We start from the raw sequence: 17,718 nt of genomic DNA, 5'->3' as shown, positions 1-17,718 counted from the left end.
CGTCCCGGGTCCGCACCTGCTCGGTTAGGGTGGGCGGCTGTCGCGACGACGTGGAGGGATCCGCAGATGGTTCGAGGTATGACGTGCGTGGTGGCGTGCGCGCTGGTGCTCACCGGGTGCACGGGGGGCGGGGAGGAGCCGGCCGACGGAGCGGTCGCGTCGTCGGCTGCGCCGGCCGCCGACGCCGCGGTCAGGACGACCGAGGAGCCCCGGACGGTTGAGGCCGCCGGTGACCCGCTCACCCGCTGGCTGACCGCTGTGGAGCTCGGGGACCCGCCCCGTACGCTGACCGGGCTCGAGCGCACGTTGCTGCATGAGCCGGGCCCGTTCGCCACGCAGGCCGACACCCCGGCCGATGCGCTCCTGAGCGACACCGAGCGGGAGCAGGCCGCCGCGGCCGCGGCCGCCCTCGGGCCGCGGACCGAGGAGGAATGGATCGGTGCGGTCCTGGCCCAGGTCCACGGCGACTACGTGCAGGACGTGCGCGACACCGTCTACTTCGACACCGCAACCGGGGACAGGTCGGCGGCCCCGACCGCTGGCACGTCGCAGACCCAGGACGTCGGCACCAACCACTACGCGCTGCTGCTGGACGCGAGCGGCTCGATGGCGGCGGCGGCGTCCACCGGTACGCGGATGGACGAGGCGAAGGCCGCCGTCAAGGACTTCGCCGGGCAGCTTCCGGGGGGCAGCACGGTCTCGCTGCGCGTCTACGGCCACGAGGGCAGCAACGACGACTCCGGCAAGGCGGAGTCGTGCGCCGCGAGCGAGGTCGTCTTCGAGGGGGCCAGCTCGGACCACGACGGGTTGTCCGACGCCATGGAAGAGGTCGCCCCCGTCGGCTGGACCCCGCTGGCGACGGCGATCGAGGACGCGCAGGGGGACATTCCCGCCGGTGCTACCGACAGCATCGTCTACGTCGTCACCGACGGGCTGGAGACCTGCGGCGGTGATCCCGTCGCGGCGGCGCAGTCGTTGGCGGGTGCCGACGTGCGCCCGGTCGTCAACGTCGTCGGCTTCCAGACCGGGGACGCCGACCAGGCCGCCCTTGCGGCGATCGCCGACGCCGGGGGCGGCGAGTTCACCGCCGCGGGGTCCGGCGCCGAGCTCGACGCCTACTGGGAGGAGGAGCGTCGCCGGATGGACCAGGCATGGGCGCGCTGGCGCCAGGAGGAGGCCAGCCGCATCACGACGGCCGGCGAGTCCAACAAGGTCAGGGCCACCGACGTCGGTGAGCGCATCAAGACGACCAGCAACGTGGAGTCCCAGGCGGGCAAGGACGTGGCCCGCGAGCTGGAGCGCCAGGGACTCGTCGACAGCGACACCGCGTCGGCGATCTGGCAGTGGTTCGCCGACCGCAGCTCGGCGATCTGGGACTACGGCAACGACACCGGCTCGGCGAACTGGGTCGCCTCCGACGAGCGGGCGGACGCCGACCGGGCAGAGGTCTACGAGCAGGCCGACCGCAGCTGGAGCGACTACTACCGTCGGGACGGCTGACAGGCCCCTCGACGGTCGAGCGCCGGTCCCCTGGTGCGGCGTCCCCAGGGGCGTAGCGTGACAGGCATGCGACGCGCTGCGGCGGTAACGGCGGTGGCCGTCCTCCTCCTGGCCGGGTGCCAGGACGACGGGGACGAGCCGTCCGCGACGCCCACGGGCACCTCCACGCCCACGCCGACCAGCACCGGACCGACCGACGACGACGGGACCGAGGCTCCCGGCACGACGGAGGCCACCGGCACCGGCGACGACGCCACCGGGACCGGCACGGACGGGACGACGGACGACGACCCGGACCCGACGCAGACCTCGGACGAGGCGCTGCCGCCGTGGACCGACGACCCGCAGGAGCAGGCGCCGGTCGCCTCGGACGAGCCGCAGGAGATCACCGACGTCCGGACCGGCCTGCACGCGGACTTCGACCGCGTGGTGCTCGACCTCACCGGCGACGAGCCGGTCCTGGGATGGTTCGTCGGGCCCGTCGACGAGGGGGTGGAGGACCCCACCGGGTTCGTGCTCGACGTCGAGGGCGAGACCTTCCTGCAGCTGGGCGTCCGGGGGATCGACTGGACGACCGAGTCGCCGCAGCGCTACGACGGCGACCCGGTCGCCGGAGCCGGCACCGAGGTCCTCACCGAGGTGGTCTTCGGCGGCCTCTTCGAGGGCCAGCAGCAGGTCGTCCTGGGGCTGCGGGAGGAGGCCGACTACCGGATCTTCTCCCTGTCGGACCCCGCCCGCATCGTCGTCGACGTGCGGCACCCCTGAGCGGACGGACACCTGGGGGGCCGGTGGCCGGCCCGAGGAGGTCAGGCCCGCCGGTCAGCGGCGCAGGTGCTCGGCCCACCACGCGAGGATGTGCTCGAAGCGCTGCACCCGGTGCCGCGGCTGACCGGCCCGGGAGAGCTCGTGGCCCTCCCCGGGGAACACGAGCAGCTTCGTCGGCACCCCGTTGCGACGCAGCCGGGCGAAGAGCCGCTGCCCCTGCTCCAGGGGGCAGCGCAGGTCGCGCTCGGAGTGGATGACCAGCGTGGGGGTGCGGATCTGGTCCGCCCACGTCAGCGGCGACTGCTCGTGCTGGTGGTCCCCGGCGTACTCGTCGGCGAAGAACCACCCGATGTCGCTCGTGCCCGCGAACGAGTCCCAGGCGTTGACCGCCCGCTCGCTGATCGCCGCGGTGAACCGGTCGGAATGGGCCACCAGCCAGGTCGTCATCAGCCCGCCGTAGGAACCGCCCTGCACACCCACCCGGGAGGGGTCCAGACCGGGGAGGGTCAGCGCGTGGTCGAGCAGGGCCGTCAGGTCGGCCACGTCGACGGTGCCGATGGCCTCCTTGACCGCCCGCCCGTGGGTCGCGCCGTAGCCGGAGCCCCCGCGCGGGTTGCCCATGACGACGGCGTAGCCGGCGCCGGCCAGCACCTGGGCCTCGTCGAAGAGGTTCCCCGAGTACTGCGTGTAGGGCCCGCCGTGGATCATCAGCACCACGGGACGACCGTCGGGGCCGGGATCGTCCGTCGGCCGGACGAGCCAGCCGTGCACCGGGTATCCGTCGTCGGCCCGCGTGGTCAGCTCCTCGGGCAGGATCGGTGACGCCGACCCGGTGAGGTGGGTGCCCGCCAGGTCCGTGGCCGGGGCGAGCCGGTCGCCCAGCCGTCCCACGAACAGCTCGGAGAAGGAGCCCCGGGTGCCCGCCACGGCGGCGACGACCCCGCCGCCGACGGCGAGCCCGGAGACGCTGACGTGCCCGTCGAGCAGCACGCGGCCCGAGGGCAGGTGGCGCACGACGGTGTCGCCGCGCTGCTCCAGGGCGGCGACGACCGTGCCGTCCCCCGCGACCGCCGGTGCGCACGCCAGGTGGTCGGCCTCGGCGTCGGTGAGGGGCTCGTCCTCCCCGAGCCGGCGCAGCACCGCGTTGCGGGCCACGAAGTCCTGCCGCGAGGGCCCCAGGTCGCCGGTTCCGACGACGACCGTGCCGCCGGCGCCCCGGTGCAGACCTCCCACGGAACCCCGACCGTCGGTGTGCCGGCGCAGCCCCGCCCCCTCCAGGTCCACCGACCACACGTCCGAGACCAGGGTGTCCGGCGTCCACGCTCCGTCCTCGTCGCGCGAGGCGACGAAGGCGACCCGGTCGTCGTCCAGCCAGACGGGGGAGTCGTCGTCCCCGTCCCCGTCGGTGAGCGGGCGCGCCGGCGGCAGCTCGTCGGCGTCGTCGCCGTCGGCCGGCGGGAGGTCGTCCAGGTCGAGCAGGAAGATCTTGCTCGGCCGGTCGAGGAGGTAGCCCAGCCCGTCGGCCTGGTAGCGCGAGTGCTCGATGAGCCGCGGGGCCTCCTGGTCGGGCTTGACGTCCTCGTCGGTGCCATAGCGCCCCTCCTCGGGGACGCGCGCGGCATACCCGAGCCGGCGCCCGTCGGGGGACCAGGCGAACGAGCCCACGCCCAGCTTCTGGTCGGTGAGGCGGCGGGCGTCGCCCCCGTCGGCGGGGAGCACGTGCAGCTGGGCCGGACCGTCCTCCTCGGCGCGCAGGAAGGCGACCCGGGTGCCGTCGGGGGAGTATGCCGCGCCGCTGTCGCGGGTGCCGTGCGTGAACCGCTCGAGCGGGCCGGCCGCGGTCCCGTCGGGCCCGAGGGTGAGCCGCCACAGGCTGGTGCGGTAACGGTTCCCTGCCACGTCCGGCCGGCTCATCGTCACCAGGACGTGGGTGCCGTCCGGGTGGACGGACGGGGCGGACAGGGTGCGGACGGAGGTGAGGTCGCTGGGCAGCACCGCTGCAGACTACGTGCCCGTCGGGAACGCCCCACCCGTCGGGTCCACCGCCGGGCGGCGTCGGCGGGGCAGCCGCCGCAGCAGGTAGGGCAGCCCGACGCGGCGGGCGACGTCGCGGAGCGGCCGGGCCAGGCTCGCCCCGACGACCACGCCCAGGGAGATCGCCACCACGACGAGGGTGACCCCGAGGAACGCGGCGACCGCCACCTCGGGTGCGGCCTCGAGGCGGGAGACCGAGATGAGCCCGAGGGAGCCCGGGACGAGCAGCCAGAAGCTGGGCAGGAAGGCCACCACCCGCGGCAGCTGCGGCCGGAGGAACTCCACCAGGGTGGCTCCCAGGCTGGCCACGACTGCGCCGAGGAAGGCCCCGGCCCACCGGCTGCCCAGCAGGGTGTGCCCGGTGAGCTGGGCGAGATAGGTCGCGAGGACGAGCAGGAGCAGCCACGGGACGAGCCGGCCGGGCATGGACTCCATGAGGGAGATGGCGACCGTCACCAGGGCCACCCCCACCAGGGAGGCCCACCAGCCCAGCTCGACCGGCCGGGTCGTGTCCACCTCCTCCAGGGGCACCCGCAGCAGGGCCGCCGCGGCCCCGACCCCCAGGGTGAACAGCAGCATCTGGATGGTCCCGTGCGCCAGCCGCGCGGTGCCGGCGACCATCGACCCGGCGGACAGCTCGGTCAGACCCGTGACGATCGCCGCCCCGGGCAGCAGGACCGCGATCGGGCCGACCAGGGTCCACAACGGGGCCGGGGTCCAGCCCTGGGCGGAGGCCACGAAGGCCGCGGTCGCGACGACGAACGCCGCGAGCAGCGGGCTGATGGTGCGCAGGGAGCGTCCACCGGCGGACGTGAGCAGCATGAGGGCGCCGGTCACCGGGGCCAGCAGCCCGCCGAAGACCACCGCCCCCCAGGTGGGGGCGAGGATCAGGGCGATGCCGACGCCCGAGAGCACGGCCCCGGCGAACAGCCCGAGACGGCGGTAGCGGTGGGGCTGCGCCCGCAGACGGGTGAGCCGGGCCAGCGCCTCGTCGGGGGTCAGGGCCCCCGTGCGCAGGCTGGCGCGGACCGCGCACACGTCGGCCAGCTGGTCCAGCCGCAGGCCGCCCTCCACCTGCTCGAAGGTGGCCGGCCGGCCGGCGGCCAGGGTGACCGTGATCGCGGTCGGCAGGCAGCCGACCTGTGGGGCCGGGTGGCCCAGGCCGCGGGCCGCCTCGTGGATGTCCTCCTGCACCTCGTGCACGGGCATGCCCCCGGCCAGCAGCCCCGCCCCGAGCCAGGCCAGCAGGCGGCGGTCGCGGGCGTCGCGTCCCTCGACCTGCTGGCCTCCGTCCACCGCGCCCTCCGCGGCCGTCACGCCGGCCGCCCCCGGCCGTCGTGCTCCTCCGGCGACATCCCGGCGACCTCCCCGCACGCCCAGCCGGACAGGACGGCGGCCAGCAGGGTGGGCACGAGCACCCCGGCCACCTCGAGGGCGGCCGACCCGTCGGGCCGGCCCCAGGACAGGGCCGCGAGCCCGGCGAGCACGGTGGCGTGCACCGCCCCGGCGGACAGGCCGGCGCGCACGGCCACCTCGCCCCGTCCCTGCCGGCCACGGACGACCAGGGTGGTGACCACCCCGGACAGGGCGCCCAGCACCGCGCCCAGCGCCGCCCCCACGATCAGCCCGGCCAGCCCGGCCCCCACGGCCGCCCCCGCGCCGCCGTCGGCCCCCGTCGGAGCTCCGCCGGCCAGGGCGGCGACTACCCCGGTGACGGCTCCCACGGTGGCACTCACGGCGACGCCCACGAGCACGCAGGCGATGAGGTAGCGCCACCTCATCGGCGCTCCCGGACGACGATCGTGAAGCCCTCGCGCGGGTCCCGGGAGACCTCCCGCCAACGGGCCGGGTCGACCGGCGGGAAGACGGTGCCCCCGGGCGGCGCCTGGTCGACCTCGCTGACCACCAGGCGGTCGGCCCAGGCGATGGCGTCGGCGTAGACCTGCCCGCCACCCACGACGAAGACCTCCTGGTCGCCGGCCGTCAGCAGCGCCTCGGGCCAGCTGTGCGCGACCTCTGCCCCGGGCGCGGACCAGCCGCGGTCCCGGGTGAGCACGACCGTCCGCCGCCCGGGCAACGGACGGCCGATGGACTCCCAGGTCGCCCGTCCCATGACGAGCACCCCGCCGGCGGTGGTCTCCTTGAAGTGCCGCAGGTCCTCGGGCAGGTGCCACGGCATCGCGGTCCCGTCCCCGATGACGCCGTTGCGTCCCACGGCCGCCACGAGCGTGACCGTCTGGGCGAACCCGTGGGTCAGCAACGTCGGAGGGGCGCCCGTCGCCAGGTGCTCCAGGGCCCGACGCTCGTGCGGGACGGTCCGGTCGGGGAGCCGGGACAGCGGCCACCACCGCAGCTCGGCGGTCTTCTCCGGCTCCTGCACGGAGGGCTCGCCGGTCCAGGTGCGGGTGCCGAAGAACAGGTCGACCCGTTGCTCCAGGGGGTCCGGCAGGGCGCAGGTGCGTTGCACCACGACCACCGGGTCCAGGTCGTCGGGGTCCACCTGGACGCCCAGCTCCTCGTCCGCCTCCCGGGCGGCGGCCCGGTATGCGGTCTCGCCCGCCTCCACGTGCCCCGCGGCCGCGCAGGCCCACCAGCCGTCCATGAAACCGGTCCCGGAGCGCAGCTGGAGGAGGACCTCCGGGGCCTCCTCCGGGCCGCGGAGCAGCGCCAGGTACGCGGCGGGGACGACCTGGAAGCGGTCGGTCGACGTCATACCGCGATCGGCGCCTTGATCGTGGGGGCGGCCACGTAGTCGCGCACCTCCACGTCCTCGAGCTCGAAGGCGTCCAGGTCCCGCACCGAGGGGTTCAGCCGGAGGGTGGGCAGCGGCCCCGGGGTGCGGGCGAGCTGCTCGCGGGCCTGCTCGAGGTGGTTGAGGTAGAGGTGCGCGTCCCCGAGGGTGTGCACGAAGTCCTTGGGTCGCAGGTCGACGACCTGGGCGACCATGTGCGTCAGGAGGGCGTAGCTGGCGATGTTGAACGGCACGCCCAGGAAGGTGTCGGCGCTGCGCTGGTAGAGCTGGCAGGAGAGCCACCCGCGCCGGTCCTCGTCGTCGGGGGCTGCGGGGGCGACGTAGAACTGGAAGAGGGTGTGGCAGGGCGGCAGGGCCATGTCGTCCACCTCGGCGACGTTCCAGGCGGACACGATGTGGCGCCGGGAGTCGGGTGCCGTGCGCAGCCCGGTGACCAGACGGTCGATCTGGTCGATGGTGCGCCCGTCCGGAGCCGGCCAGGAGCGCCACTGGTGGCCGTAGACCGGGCCCAGCTCGCCGTCCTCGTCGGCCCACTCGTCCCAGATCGTGATCCTGCGTTCCTGCAGCCAGCGCACGTTGGTGTCCCCGCGCAGGAACCACAGCAGCTCACCGACGACCGACCGCAGGTGCAGCTTCTTGGTCGTCAGCGCGGGGAAGCCCTCGGTGAGGTCGAACCGCATCTGGTGGCCGAAGACCGACAGGGTCCCGGTGCCGGTGCGGTCGCTCTTCTCCACGCCCTCGTCGAGGATCCGGCGCAGGAGGTCCAGGTACTGCTGCATACCGCAAGAGTAGGCGGTGGGCACCCGCCCCGGCCCCGGCCACGGGGGTGGGGCGGGCCGCCGTGCCCTCCCTACCCCTGGGGTGTGACGCAGATCACGTGACCGGTGCGTAACATCCGGGGCCCCTGCAGCGATATGACCCGTGACCGCCCTGCTGCTCGGACCCCCCGAGCGGGCAGCAGGGCGGTTCTTCACGTCACGGGGCCGACGCGGTCGGCCCTCACACGTCCCGGGGACCGGGCTCGTCCCAGGGATGCTCCGGCTCGGCGGGGGCAGCCCCGGGCCGACCGGTGCCCCGGCGCCCTCCGTCCAGCGCCTGCCGGGGCCCGCCCTGCTCCCGGGCGGCGAGCCGTCGGGCCTGCTCGGCGATCTGGGTCTCGGACGGTTCTCCGTCCCACCGCAACGAGGCGAGGTGCAGGACCACGGCCAGCCCCCACCCCATGGCCGGCCACACGGGCCAGAAGTAGCCCCCGCCGGAGACGAGCCAGATGGCCGTGAGCAGGCCCATGACGGCCAGGTAGACGGTCAGGTGCTGCCGGAAGCCGGCCCGGGCCTCGAGCTGGCGCTTGGCCTGTGCACGCAGCCGGGGGTCGTCGGCCGGGTCGACCGGGGACGGGGCGCCCGGCCGCGCCGGGTCGGGGCGTGGGTCCTCGCCGGGGGCGGGCAGGGGCGGTCGGTCCATGGTGCTCCCTCCAGTGCTCCCTGCCCACGGTAGTGGGGCCGCCCGATGTGCGGGTGCAGGGCGTGTGACACGTGGTGCAGGCGTGATCTGGCGTACGGTGCGAGCGTGGCCAAGACTGCGACCTCGACGTCCCGCACCCGCTCCGGCGGCACCAGCGGTGCCTCGACCCGACCTCGCAGCCGCTCGGGCTCGGGGAGCCGGGGCGGCACCTCCGGCCGCGGATCCGCCGCCCAGGGCCAGGAGGGCCCGTCCCTGCCGGGCAAGGCCTTCCGCGGGATCGCCGGGGCCACGGGCGGCACCGTCCGCGCGATGACGGACACGGCCCGCGACCTGGAGCCCGAGCACCGCCGCGACGGCGCCGGGTTCCTCCTGCTGGCGCTCGCGCTCGTCGTGGCGCTGCGCGAGTGGTGGGGCCTGGACGGCATGTTCGGCGACGCGGTGCACGCCGTGGCGGCCGGCACCTTCGGCCGGGTGGCGCTCGTGCTGCCGGTCGTGCTGCTCTTCTTCGCCGTGCGCCTGTTCCGTCGCCCGGGCGAGCAGCAGGCGACCAACCGGATGTCGATCGGCACGGTGGCCCTGCTCCTGGCCGGAAGCGGGCTGACCCACCTGGCCACCGGCGCCCCCGACTACGCCGAGGGCCCCGCGGTCATGCAGGCCTCGGGCGGCATCCTGGGATTTATCGCCTCCTCGATGCTCTCGGCGGCGATCACCGCCACGGGTGCGGCCGTCGTCCTGGGGCTGCTGGCCGTGTTCGGCTTCCTCGTGCTGACCCGCACGCCCGTGCACCGTATCCCGGACCGCCTGCGCGAGCTGGAGCAGCAGCTGTTCGACTCGGCCCGGTTCGACCGCGTCGACCCGGTCACCGGCGAGGTGCTGCCCCGCCGCCGCCGCTCCCGTGCGCACCTGGACGAGCGCGACGGCGACGTGGCGTTCGAGCAGGCCGCCCAGGTGGACGGCACCGCGAAGGGGCGCTCCCTGCGGGCCGGGGCACGCGCGGACGCGGCCCAGGCAGGCGCGGACGCACCGGCGGGGGCGGGGTCGCGCGACGGGTCACCCGCCCGCGGCCGCCGTGCCGGAGCACCCGCCGAGGCCGGCGCCACCGCGGCCCGGACCGTGCAGGGGTCCGCTCCCGGGCGGGCCGGGAACCGGGGGCGTGCCGAGGGGGACCGCACCGAGGAGATCCCGGCGGTGCGGCCGGGGCAGAAGCGTCCCGACAAGGTCCCGTCCAAGCCCCAGCTGGAGGCGCCCCCGACGAACCCGCTGCCCCAGCGGGTGGAGCAGCTGCAGCTGGCCGGTGACGTCACCTACACGCTGCCCGACCCCTCCGTGCTCAAGCCCGGGGCCCCCCACAAGGAGCGCTCGGAGGCCAACGACCGGGTCGTCGACGCCCTGACGGGCGTGCTGGACGACTTCAACATCGACGCCCAGGTGACCGGCTTCATGCGGGGCCCGACCGTCACCCGGTACGAGGTCGAGCTGGGCCCCGGGGTCAAGGTCGAGCGGATCACCGCCCTGTCCAAGAACATCGCCTACGCCGTCGCCTCGGCCGACGTGCGCATCCTCTCCCCGATCCCGGGCCGGTCGGCCGTGGGCGTCGAGATCCCCAACACCGACCGCGAGAACGTCAACCTCGGCGACGTCCTGCGCAGCCAGGCCGCACGCAACAACACCCACCCCATGGTCATGGGCGTGGGCAAGGACGTCGAGGGCGGCTACGTCATCGCCAACCTGGCCAAGATGCCCCACCTGCTCGTCGCCGGGGCCACCGGCTCCGGCAAGTCGAGCTTCGTCAACTCGATGATCACCTCGATCCTCATGCGGTCCACCCCGGACGAGGTCCGGATGATCCTCGTCGACCCCAAGCGGGTCGAGCTGACCGCCTACGAGGGCATCCCGCACCTGATCACCCCGATCATCACCAACCCCAAGAAGGCCGCCGAGGCGCTGGCCTGGGTGGTCAAGGAGATGGACCACCGCTACGACGACCTGTCGGCCTTCGGCTACAAGCACGTCGACGACTTCAACAAGGCCGTCCGGGCCGGCAAGATCACCCCGCCGCCCGGGTCCGAGCGCGAGCTGCACCCCTACCCCTACCTGCTGGTGGTCGTGGACGAGCTGGCGGACCTGATGATGGTCGCCCCCCGCGACGTGGAGGAGTCGGTCGTCCGGATCACCCAGCTGGCCCGGGCCGCGGGGATCCACCTCGTGCTGGCCACCCAGCGGCCGTCGGTGGACGTGGTGACCGGTCTCATCAAGGCCAACGTCCCCAGCCGGATGGCGTTCGCGACCTCCTCGCTGGCCGACAGCAGGGTGGTCCTCGACCAGCCCGGTGCGGAGAAGCTCATCGGCCAGGGCGACGCGCTGTTCCTGCCGATGGGCGCCAGCAAGCCGATGCGCATCCAGGGGGCCTGGGTGGCCGAGTCGGAGGTGCACGACGTGGTCGTCCACGTCACCGGCCAGCTCCAGCCGCGGTACGTCGAGGAGGTCGTCGCCGCCCCCGCCAAGAAGCAGGTCGACGAGGACATCGGCGACGACCTCGAGCTGCTCCTGCAGGCCGCCGAGCAGGTCATCACCACGCAGTTCGGCTCGACGTCGATGCTGCAGCGCAAGCTGCGGGTCGGTTTCGCCAAGGCGGGCCGCCTGATGGACCTCATGGAGTCCCGTGGCATCGTCGGCCCGTCCGAGGGTTCCAAGGCCCGCGACGTGCTCGTCAAGCCCGACGACATGGAGGAGACCCTCGCCCTGCTGCGGGGCGACGACCCGCCGCCGCGGCCCGAGCCGGAGACCGACAGCGCCCCCTTCGACGCCCTCGCGGCCGAGGTCGTCGACGAGGGCGGGCCGGTGGACGAGGCCTGGGACGAGGAGACCGGGGCCGAGCCGACGCCTCCGGTGATCGGCCGCAACCCCGCCTACGACGGGGACCCCGTCTCCGGCAGCCGGGTCGAGGAGGCCGAGGACGAGGAGTCAGAGGACGCCTGGGGGCTGACCGACCGCGGAGGCAGGGAGCGCTACTGAGCAGGCGGGCCGGCGTCCCGGCCGACCGTAGACTGGCGGGCATGTCCCGCTCCGTCGCCGTCGTCACGCTCGGCTGCACCCGCAACGAGGTCGACTCCGAGGAGCTCGCCGGACGCCTCGCCGCCGAGGGGTGGACCCTGGTGCAGGACGCGGCCGAGGCGGACGTCGCCGTGGTCAACACCTGCGGCTTCGTCGAGCAGGCCAAGAAGGACTCCATCGACGCGCTGCTGGAGGCCAACGACCTCAAGCGGACCGGACGCACGCAGAAGGTCGTGGCCGTGGGCTGCATGGCGGAGCGCTACGGCGAGCAGCTGGCCGCCGAGCTGCCGGAGGCCGACGCCGTCCTGGGGTTCGACTCCTACACCGACATGTCGGGCCACCTGCGTCGGATCCTGGCCGGCGAGCGGCCCGCCTCCCACGCTCCCCGTGACCGGCGCACCCTGCTCCCGCTCGCACCGGCGGCACGGCACACCTCCGGTCCGACGCCGTCGCTGCCCGGCCACCAGCAGGTCGCGGCGCCCTCGCCCGGACCCGCCGGGGACGAGACGGGCGCCCCACTGTCCCAGGTCGCCCCGCCCAGCGGCCCCCGGGTGGTCCGCGCCCGGCTGGACGGACGCCCCTGGGCGCCCCTGAAACTGGCCTCCGGCTGCGACCGGCGGTGCGCGTTCTGCGCCATCCCGATGTTCCGCGGCGCGTTCGTCTCCCGCCCCCCGCAGGACGTCCTGACCGAGGCCCGCTGGCTGGCCGAGCGCGGGGTGCGGGAGGTGTTCCTCGTCAGCGAGAACACCACCTCCTACGGCAAGGACCTGGGCGACCTGCGCCTCGTCGACGGGCTTCTCGGCGAGCTCGCCGCCGTCGAGGGGATCGACCGGGTCCGCGTCTCCTACCTCCAGCCGGCCGAGATCCGTCCCGACCTGCTGGACGCGATGGCCGGGACCCCCGGGGTGGCCCCCTACTTCGACATCTCCTTCCAGCACGCCTCCGGGCCGCTGCTGCGGCGGATGCGACGCTTCGGCGACCGGCAGAGCTTCCTCACCCTCCTGGAGCAGGTGCGCGCCCGGGTGCCGGAGGCGGGCATCCGGACCAACGTCATCGTGGGCTTCCCCGGCGAGACCGAGGAGGACCTGGCCGAGCTGACCGCCTTCCTCGAGGCCGCGCGCCTCGACGTGGTCGGCGTGTTCGGTTACTCCGACGAGGACGGCACCGAGGCGGAGGGGTACGACGGCAAGCTGGACGAGGCGACGGTGCAGGAGCGCGTCGGGCGGGTGAGCGCACTCGTCGAGGAGCTGACGGCCCAGCGGGCCGAGGAACGTGTCGGCACGACCGTGGAGGTGCTGGTGGAGGCGCTGGACGAGGACGACGGCCGGCTGGTCGGTCGGGCGGGCCAGCAGGGACCGGACGTCGACGGGGTCACCTACCTGCAGTCCGCGGACGGGGCCGTGCCCGAGGTGGCGGTCGGCTCGTTGGTCACCGCCCGGGTGGTCGCCACCGAGGGGGTCGACCTCGTGGCCGTGCCGTGCGAGGAGGCCCCGTGATCGGCCCGCACGACCCGGACGGTCCGGACGTGGCCACCGCCGCCGCGGCGCCGCAGGCCTCGCCCTGGAACGTGCCCAACGCCCTGACGGTCCTGCGCATCCTCATGGTGCCCCTGTTCGGCTGGTTGCTGCTGGCCCACGGCGGGGAGGACGCGGCCTGGCGGTGGTGGGCCACCCTCGTCTTCGTCGTCGCCATCGCGACCGACTGGGTCGACGGCTTCCTCGCCCGTCGCGACGGGCTGATCACGGACTTCGGCAAGCTGATGGACCCTATCGCCGACAAGGCCCTCACCGGGACCGCGCTCGTCGGGCTGTCGCTCGTGGGGGCGCTGCCGTGGTGGATCACGGTGGTCATCCTGGTCCGCGAGGTCGGCATCACCCTCATGCGGTTCGTCGTCATCCGTCGGGGCGTGATCCCCGCCAGCAAGGGGGGCAAGCTCAAGACCGTGCTGCAGGCGCTGGCCATCACCCTGCTGCTCGTGCCCGTCGGAGGCCTGCTCGGCACCCTGGGGATGTGGATGGCCTACGCCGCGGTGGTCGTCACCGTCGTCACGGGGGTGGACTACGTGTGGCAGGCGTTCCGACCACGTCGCACGTCGTGAGCACGGGGGCCGACGGGTCGGGGTCCTGCGGCGGCCCGGCCCCCGGTGCCGCCGCGCGGGTGCTGGAGCTGCTCGGGGGGAGGGGGGAGACCGTGGCCGCCGCCGAGTCCCTGACCGGGGGGCTGGTCTGCGCGGCGCTCACCGAGGTCCCGGGGTCCAGCACGGTGGTCCGAGGTGGGGTGGTCTCCTACGCCACCGGGGTCAAGCGTGACGTGCTGGGCGTGCCGGCCGCCCTGCTGGAGGCCCACGGGGCGGTGTCGGGCCCCTGCGCGCTGGCGATGGCCGACGGCGCGCGCCGGCTGCTCGGTGCCGACTGGGGGCTGGCGACCACGGGCGTCGCCGGGCCCGACCCCAGCGAGGGGCACCCGGTGGGGACGGTGCACGTGGCGGTCGTCGGGGAACACGGGCAGGTGCACCGGGCGTTGCACCTGCAGGGCTCTCGCCGGCAGGTCCGCGACGCGACCGTGACGCAGGTGCTGGAGCTGCTCGAGCAGGTCGTTCGGCAGCTGTCGGTGGGGGCGGGTACGGTAGAGATCCGGTCGTCGGAGGATGCGAAGGAGGGTTGAGGCATGGTGCTGCTGCGTCGTGAGCTGGGTGACGTCCTGCGCGAGCGCCGTCAGGGCCAGGGTCGGACCCTGCGCGAGGTGAGCGCCGAGGCCTCCTGCTCCCTGGGCTACCTCTCCGAGATCGAGCGGGGGGAGAAGGAGGCCTCCTCCGAGCTGCTCGCCTCCATCTGCCGGGCCCTGGACCTGCCCCTGTCCCAGATGCTCTCCGACGTCGCCGACCGGATCAGCCTGACCGAGGCGGCCGACACGCAGATGACCGCCCTGCTGACGGAGGGCCTGGCCCGTCCGCTGCGCCAGGACCAGGTGCGCCGCCGGCGCGACCAGGTCGTCCCCGCCGCCTGACGCGACCTTCACCGCATACCCCTGGGGGTATAATGGGCGCATGCGCTCCCTCGCCCGTCGCCCCGCCGTCCGTCGCCTTCTGGTCCTGGCCCCCGTCGCCGCGCTCCTCGCGGGCTGCGCAGGTGGGACGGCCGAGGACGTCCCCGCCCCGGCCACCAGCGCGGTCTCGTCGCAGGCCGACCAGGCCGGTCCCGACCTGGGGGTCGACGCCTTCGCCGAGCGCGTGGCCGAGGACGGGACCGTCGTGCTGGACGCGCGGACGCCGGCGGAGTTCGCCCAGGGACACCTGCCCGGCGCCGTCAACGTCGACCTGCAGTCCGCGGACTTCCAGGAGCGGATCGGCGAGCTGGACCGGGACGAGCGCTACGCGGTCTACTGCCAGTCCGGCAACCGGTCGGGGCAGGCGCTGACCGCGATGGTCGGCGAGGGCTTCTCCGACGTCGCCCACCTGAAGGGCGGGATCGGCGCCTGGCAGGCGGCCGGCCTGCCCGTCGTCACCGGCTGAGCGGCCGGACCGGGGCGGCCGGAGCGCGCTAGCCGTAGCTGCGCCGGCCGTGGCCCAGCGGCGTCTGCCGGGCACCGTCGTCGGTGGGTGCCAGGCCTCCCTGGCAGGTCGGGCAGTAGAACATCACCCGCTGCTGCGGCTGCCTGCCGACCGGGGCCAGCCGCACGGTGGTGCCGCACCGCTTGCAGGGCAGTCCGACCCGCCCGTGGACCCAGGCGTCGTCGGCACCTACGTCGGCCCTCCCCGTCACGGTGGTCCGGCCGACCCGGCAGCTGAGAACGAGGAGGCGGCGCGCCGTGGCGAGCAGCTCGGCCACCTGGGTCTCCGCCAGCTCGCCCACCGGGGTCCAGGGGCCGATCCCGTGCAGGAACAGCGGCTCGGCGGTGAAGATCGTGCCCATCCCGGCGACGTTGCGCTGGTCCAGGCAGGCCTCGGTGATCGTCCGCCCGGGGTCGGACCGCACGTTCGCCAGCGCCTGCGCCGCGTCGTAGGCGGGGTCCAGCAGGTCGGGTCCCAGGTGCCCGACCACGCGGTGCTCCTCGGTGGTGCGGACCAGGTCCAGCATGCCCAGGGAGTCGCCGACCGCCACCCGGGCCGAGGTCCACAGCAGGGCCCGGACGGTGTGCGCCCGGCCCAGGGCGTGCCGCCGCCCCACCGGGTGGACCCGCCAGGAGCCCTCCATCCGCAGGTGGCTGTGCAGGGTGAGGCCGCCCTCGACCCGGTGGAGCAGGTGCTTGCCCCGGGGCACCACCTCGACCGTGCGGCGGCCCGACAGGTCGGTCGTGGCCAGCGAGGGCACGCGCAGGTCGCTGCCCTCGAGCACCGCCCCGGCGAGCGACCCGTGCAGGCGGCGGGCGGTCCGCCAGACGGCGTCACCCTCGGGCACGTCGTCCGTCTCCGGTGCTGCTCACCTGCACACCGTAGGTCAGGTGAGGGTCAGACCACCCGGTCGAGGAGCCACCGGCGGCCGCCGGCGCTGTCGACCAGGGCGAGGCGGTCGGCCACCCCGTCGACGGGCAGCACGTCGTAGGCCAGCGCCTCCCGGACCGCCTCGACGGCCTGCCAGAGGTGCACCAGGCGCCGCTCGGCGCGCAGGCCGAGGAGGCAGACCGCGAGGGCCACAGCGACCAGATCCCCGCCGTGGTCGGCCGGTCAGCGTGCCTGCGAGTGGTACTCGACGTTCGGCACCATCGCCAGCGCCGTAGAGATGCGGTTGGTCATGTTGAACATGCCGATGACCTGGACCGCCTCGAGGATCTGGTGGTCGTCGAGCCCGACGGCGCGCAGGGGCCCGAGGTCGTCCGGGGTCACCTCGGCGGGGGTGAGGGTCAGCTTCTCGGCGTACGCGCAGAGCGCGGCCTCCCGCTCGGACAGGTCGGCCTGGCGCCAGTTGACCGCCACGAGGTCGGCGGTGACGGGGTCCTGGGTGTGGTGGCGCAGCGCGGCGCCGTGGGACACGGCGCAGTAGGTGCAGCGGTTGAGGCCGCTGACGACGACGGCCAGGAGCTCCCGCTCGGCGTTGGTGAGGTGGCCCTCCTTGTTGACGAGGAGGTTGAAGTAGTTCCACCACGCCTGGAACTGCTCGCCGTTGTAGGCCTGGGCGACGAACACGTGGGGGACGAAGCCGAACACCTCCCGCGACCTGTCCCACAGCCGACGCACGCCCTCGGGCACGTCCTCTCGGGCGGGAAGGGGGAGGGCGGAGACGGACGGGTCGGCGACGCTGCTCATGGCGCCAATCTAGGCGACCGGCGCCGCGCCGTCAGGGCCAGCCCGAGCAGGACGACCGCGACGCCGACGGCGGTCAGGAGGGAGAGGTGCTCGTGCAGGACCAGCACGCCCAGCACGGTGGCGGTGACCGGCTCGGCGAGCGAGAGCGTGGCGACGAGACCGAGGGCAGGACCGCGAGACCCCGCTGGAAGAGGACGTAGGCGACCCCCGTGGCGACGAGACCGAGCCACAGCACCATGAGGGCGCCGGGTGCCGTGCCCAGCCACGACAGGTCGGCCCCGGGCAGGACGGGGACCAGCAGCACGGCACCGACCCCGAAGAAGGCGGCCATCACCACGATGCCGCGCGCACCACGCAGCAGCAGGGTGCGCGCGGCCACGGTGTAGCCGGCGTAGGAGACGCCCGCACCCAGGGCGGCCGCGACACCAGGAGGGTCGACGGACCGGTCGGCGACCCCGGCCCCGGCGACGAGGAGGGCGACCCCGACGACCGCGGTGGCGGTCCCCAGCACCCACCTGCGGCTGGCCCGCTCACCCAGCAGCAGCCCGAGCACCCCCGTGGCCGCAGGGGCGGTGCCCAGGGCCACGACCGTCCCGACGGCCACCCCGGCCCGGTCGACGCCGACGAAGAAGAAGGCCTGGTAGGCCGCCACGCACACGCCCCCGAGGAGCATCACGACCCCGAGGGGGAGCCGACCGGGCCGCGCCCGTCGGGTCGTCGGGCGGCGCAGGGTCGACACCGCCAGGACGGCGAGCACGGCGGCGCCCAGGAGGATGCGCAGCGCGCCCACGGCCACGGGGTCCGCGCCGTCCGGGCCGAGAGCCCGCGCGGTGCCGGTCGTGCCCCACAGCGCGGCCGCACCTCCCGCCGAGAGCACGGCGGCGGTCGCGCCGGCGTGTCGAGTCACGGG

18 protein-coding genes are annotated in these 17,718 nt (G+C 74.7%); 8 read left to right on the top strand and 10 right to left on the bottom strand.

The features are described 5' to 3' along the window. Positions 1-78 precede the first annotated feature (78 nt). The gene (locus tag FJR00_RS05305) at positions 79-1,500 is read left to right on the top strand and encodes a VWA domain-containing protein (protein ID WP_181409505.1); all 1,422 of its coding nucleotides are present in this window, start codon (positions 79-81) and stop codon (positions 1,498-1,500) included. Positions 1,501-1,566: 66 nt separating this feature from the next. Next, positions 1,567-2,265: an AMIN-like domain-containing (lipo)protein gene (locus FJR00_RS05300; RefSeq protein ID WP_141337783.1), complete on the top strand. Its 699-nt coding sequence runs from the start codon at positions 1,567-1,569 to the stop codon at positions 2,263-2,265. 54 nt (positions 2,266-2,319) lie between these two features. Here the strand turns inward: FJR00_RS05300 and FJR00_RS05295 are convergent, their stop codons facing one another. The 6 genes from FJR00_RS05295 to FJR00_RS05270 form a co-directional block, all read right to left on the bottom strand. Then, positions 2,320-4,260, bottom strand: coding sequence for a S9 family peptidase (locus FJR00_RS05295; protein WP_202876596.1), 1,941 nt, complete (start codon positions 4,258-4,260; stop codon positions 2,320-2,322). Between the two features lie 9 nt (positions 4,261-4,269). After that, the gene (locus FJR00_RS05290) at positions 4,270-5,616 is read right to left on the bottom strand and encodes a threonine/serine exporter family protein (protein ID WP_141337782.1); all 1,347 of its coding nucleotides are present in this window, start codon (positions 5,614-5,616) and stop codon (positions 4,270-4,272) included. Beyond that, a complete protein-coding gene (locus FJR00_RS05285; protein ID WP_141337781.1) occupies positions 5,613-6,080 on the bottom strand; it encodes a hypothetical protein in 468 nt (155 codons plus the stop codon). The genes FJR00_RS05290 and FJR00_RS05285 overlap by 4 nt, the downstream gene beginning before the upstream one ends. Beyond that, a complete protein-coding gene (locus FJR00_RS05280; protein ID WP_075957037.1) occupies positions 6,077-7,012 on the bottom strand; it encodes a dihydrofolate reductase in 936 nt (311 codons plus the stop codon). Before FJR00_RS05280 ends, FJR00_RS05285 begins: the two co-directional genes overlap by 4 nt. Next, positions 7,009-7,830, bottom strand: coding sequence for a thymidylate synthase (locus FJR00_RS05275; protein WP_141337780.1), 822 nt, complete (start codon positions 7,828-7,830; stop codon positions 7,009-7,011). Before FJR00_RS05275 ends, FJR00_RS05280 begins: the two co-directional genes overlap by 4 nt. Positions 7,831-8,050: 220 nt before the next feature. Beyond that, positions 8,051-8,512 carry a 2TM domain-containing protein gene (locus FJR00_RS05270; RefSeq protein WP_141337779.1) on the bottom strand — a complete coding sequence of 154 codons (462 nt, stop codon included), beginning with the start codon at positions 8,510-8,512 and terminating at the stop codon, positions 8,051-8,053. Positions 8,513-8,617: 105 nt separating this feature from the next. Here FJR00_RS05270 and FJR00_RS05265 point away from each other — a divergent pair, with 105 nt between their 5' ends. Genes FJR00_RS05265 through FJR00_RS05240 form a run of 6 tightly spaced genes read left to right on the top strand, consistent with a single transcriptional unit; the run spans position 8,618 to position 15,077 of the window. Continuing rightward, the gene (locus FJR00_RS05265) at positions 8,618-11,527 is read left to right on the top strand and encodes an FtsK/SpoIIIE family DNA translocase (protein ID WP_377465665.1); all 2,910 of its coding nucleotides are present in this window, start codon (positions 8,618-8,620) and stop codon (positions 11,525-11,527) included. A 41-nt stretch (positions 11,528-11,568) separates the two neighbouring features. Continuing rightward, entirely contained in the window at positions 11,569-13,062 is a 1,494-nt protein-coding gene (gene rimO / locus FJR00_RS05260) for a 30S ribosomal protein S12 methylthiotransferase RimO (RefSeq protein WP_141337777.1), read from the top strand. After that, positions 13,059-13,664, top strand: coding sequence for a CDP-diacylglycerol--glycerol-3-phosphate 3-phosphatidyltransferase (pgsA, locus tag FJR00_RS05255; RefSeq protein ID WP_141337776.1), 606 nt, complete (start codon positions 13,059-13,061; stop codon positions 13,662-13,664). The genes rimO and pgsA overlap by 4 nt, the downstream gene beginning before the upstream one ends. Then, the gene (locus FJR00_RS05250; RefSeq protein ID WP_141337775.1) at positions 13,661-14,230 is read left to right on the top strand and encodes a CinA family protein; all 570 of its coding nucleotides are present in this window, start codon (positions 13,661-13,663) and stop codon (positions 14,228-14,230) included. The genes pgsA and FJR00_RS05250 overlap by 4 nt, the downstream gene beginning before the upstream one ends. 3 nt (positions 14,231-14,233) lie before the next feature. Further along, positions 14,234-14,572 (top strand): helix-turn-helix domain-containing protein, encoded by a 339-nt coding sequence (locus FJR00_RS05245; RefSeq protein WP_075957041.1) that lies wholly within the window; start codon positions 14,234-14,236, stop codon positions 14,570-14,572. Between the two features lie 40 nt (positions 14,573-14,612). Then, the gene (locus FJR00_RS05240) at positions 14,613-15,077 is read left to right on the top strand and encodes a rhodanese-like domain-containing protein (RefSeq protein ID WP_141337774.1); all 465 of its coding nucleotides are present in this window, start codon (positions 14,613-14,615) and stop codon (positions 15,075-15,077) included. 28 nt (positions 15,078-15,105) lie between these two features. Here FJR00_RS05240 and FJR00_RS05235 read toward each other — a convergent pair whose 3' ends face one another. The 4 genes from FJR00_RS05235 to FJR00_RS05220 all read right to left on the bottom strand — a co-directional run bounded on the left by FJR00_RS05235 (position 15,106) and on the right by FJR00_RS05220 (position 17,715). Further along, positions 15,106-15,963: a DNA-formamidopyrimidine glycosylase family protein gene (locus FJR00_RS05235; RefSeq protein ID WP_141337773.1), complete on the bottom strand. Its 858-nt coding sequence runs from the start codon at positions 15,961-15,963 to the stop codon at positions 15,106-15,108. A gap of 50 nt (positions 15,964-16,013) precedes the next feature. Further along, a complete protein-coding gene (locus tag FJR00_RS05230) occupies positions 16,014-16,199 on the bottom strand; it encodes a hypothetical protein (protein WP_141337772.1) in 186 nt (61 codons plus the stop codon). Positions 16,200-16,229: 30 nt separating this feature from the next. Beyond that, positions 16,230-16,808: a peroxidase-related enzyme gene (locus tag FJR00_RS05225; protein ID WP_075957045.1), complete on the bottom strand. Its 579-nt coding sequence runs from the start codon at positions 16,806-16,808 to the stop codon at positions 16,230-16,232. 73 nt (positions 16,809-16,881) lie between these two features. After that, entirely contained in the window at positions 16,882-17,715 is an 834-nt protein-coding gene (locus FJR00_RS05220; RefSeq protein WP_238330322.1) for a DMT family transporter, read from the bottom strand. Positions 17,716-17,718 lie beyond the last annotated feature (3 nt).

The sequence above is a fragment of the Ornithinimicrobium kibberense genome, from assembly GCF_006519705.1.
GTDB lineage: Bacteria > Actinomycetota > Actinomycetes > Actinomycetales > Dermatophilaceae > Ornithinicoccus > Ornithinicoccus kibberensis.
The sequence above is the reverse complement of the archived record's forward strand: the minus strand, read 5'-3'. Positions and strand labels throughout refer to the sequence as shown.

Excerpts from the sequence above, each read along its gene's own strand:
- FJR00_RS05305 (WP_181409505.1), top strand. The coding sequence starts at position 79 with ATGACGTGCGTGGTGGCGTGCGCGCTGGTGCTCACCGGGTGCACGGGG.
- FJR00_RS05300 (WP_141337783.1), top strand. The coding sequence starts at position 1,567 with ATGCGACGCGCTGCGGCGGTAACGGCGGTGGCCGTCCTCCTCCTGGCC.
- FJR00_RS05285 (WP_141337781.1), bottom strand. The coding sequence starts at position 6,080 with ATGAGGTGGCGCTACCTCATCGCCTGCGTGCTCGTGGGCGTCGCCGTG.
- FJR00_RS05280 (WP_075957037.1), bottom strand. The coding sequence starts at position 7,012 with ATGACGTCGACCGACCGCTTCCAGGTCGTCCCCGCCGCGTACCTGGCG.
- FJR00_RS05275 (WP_141337780.1), bottom strand. The coding sequence starts at position 7,830 with ATGCAGCAGTACCTGGACCTCCTGCGCCGGATCCTCGACGAGGGCGTG.
- FJR00_RS05270 (WP_141337779.1), bottom strand. The coding sequence starts at position 8,512 with ATGGACCGACCGCCCCTGCCCGCCCCCGGCGAGGACCCACGCCCCGAC.
- rimO (WP_141337777.1), top strand. The coding sequence starts at position 11,569 with ATGTCCCGCTCCGTCGCCGTCGTCACGCTCGGCTGCACCCGCAACGAG.
- FJR00_RS05245 (WP_075957041.1), top strand. The coding sequence starts at position 14,234 with ATGGTGCTGCTGCGTCGTGAGCTGGGTGACGTCCTGCGCGAGCGCCGT.
- FJR00_RS05240 (WP_141337774.1), top strand. The coding sequence starts at position 14,613 with ATGCGCTCCCTCGCCCGTCGCCCCGCCGTCCGTCGCCTTCTGGTCCTG.
- FJR00_RS05225 (WP_075957045.1), bottom strand. The coding sequence starts at position 16,808 with ATGAGCAGCGTCGCCGACCCGTCCGTCTCCGCCCTCCCCCTTCCCGCC.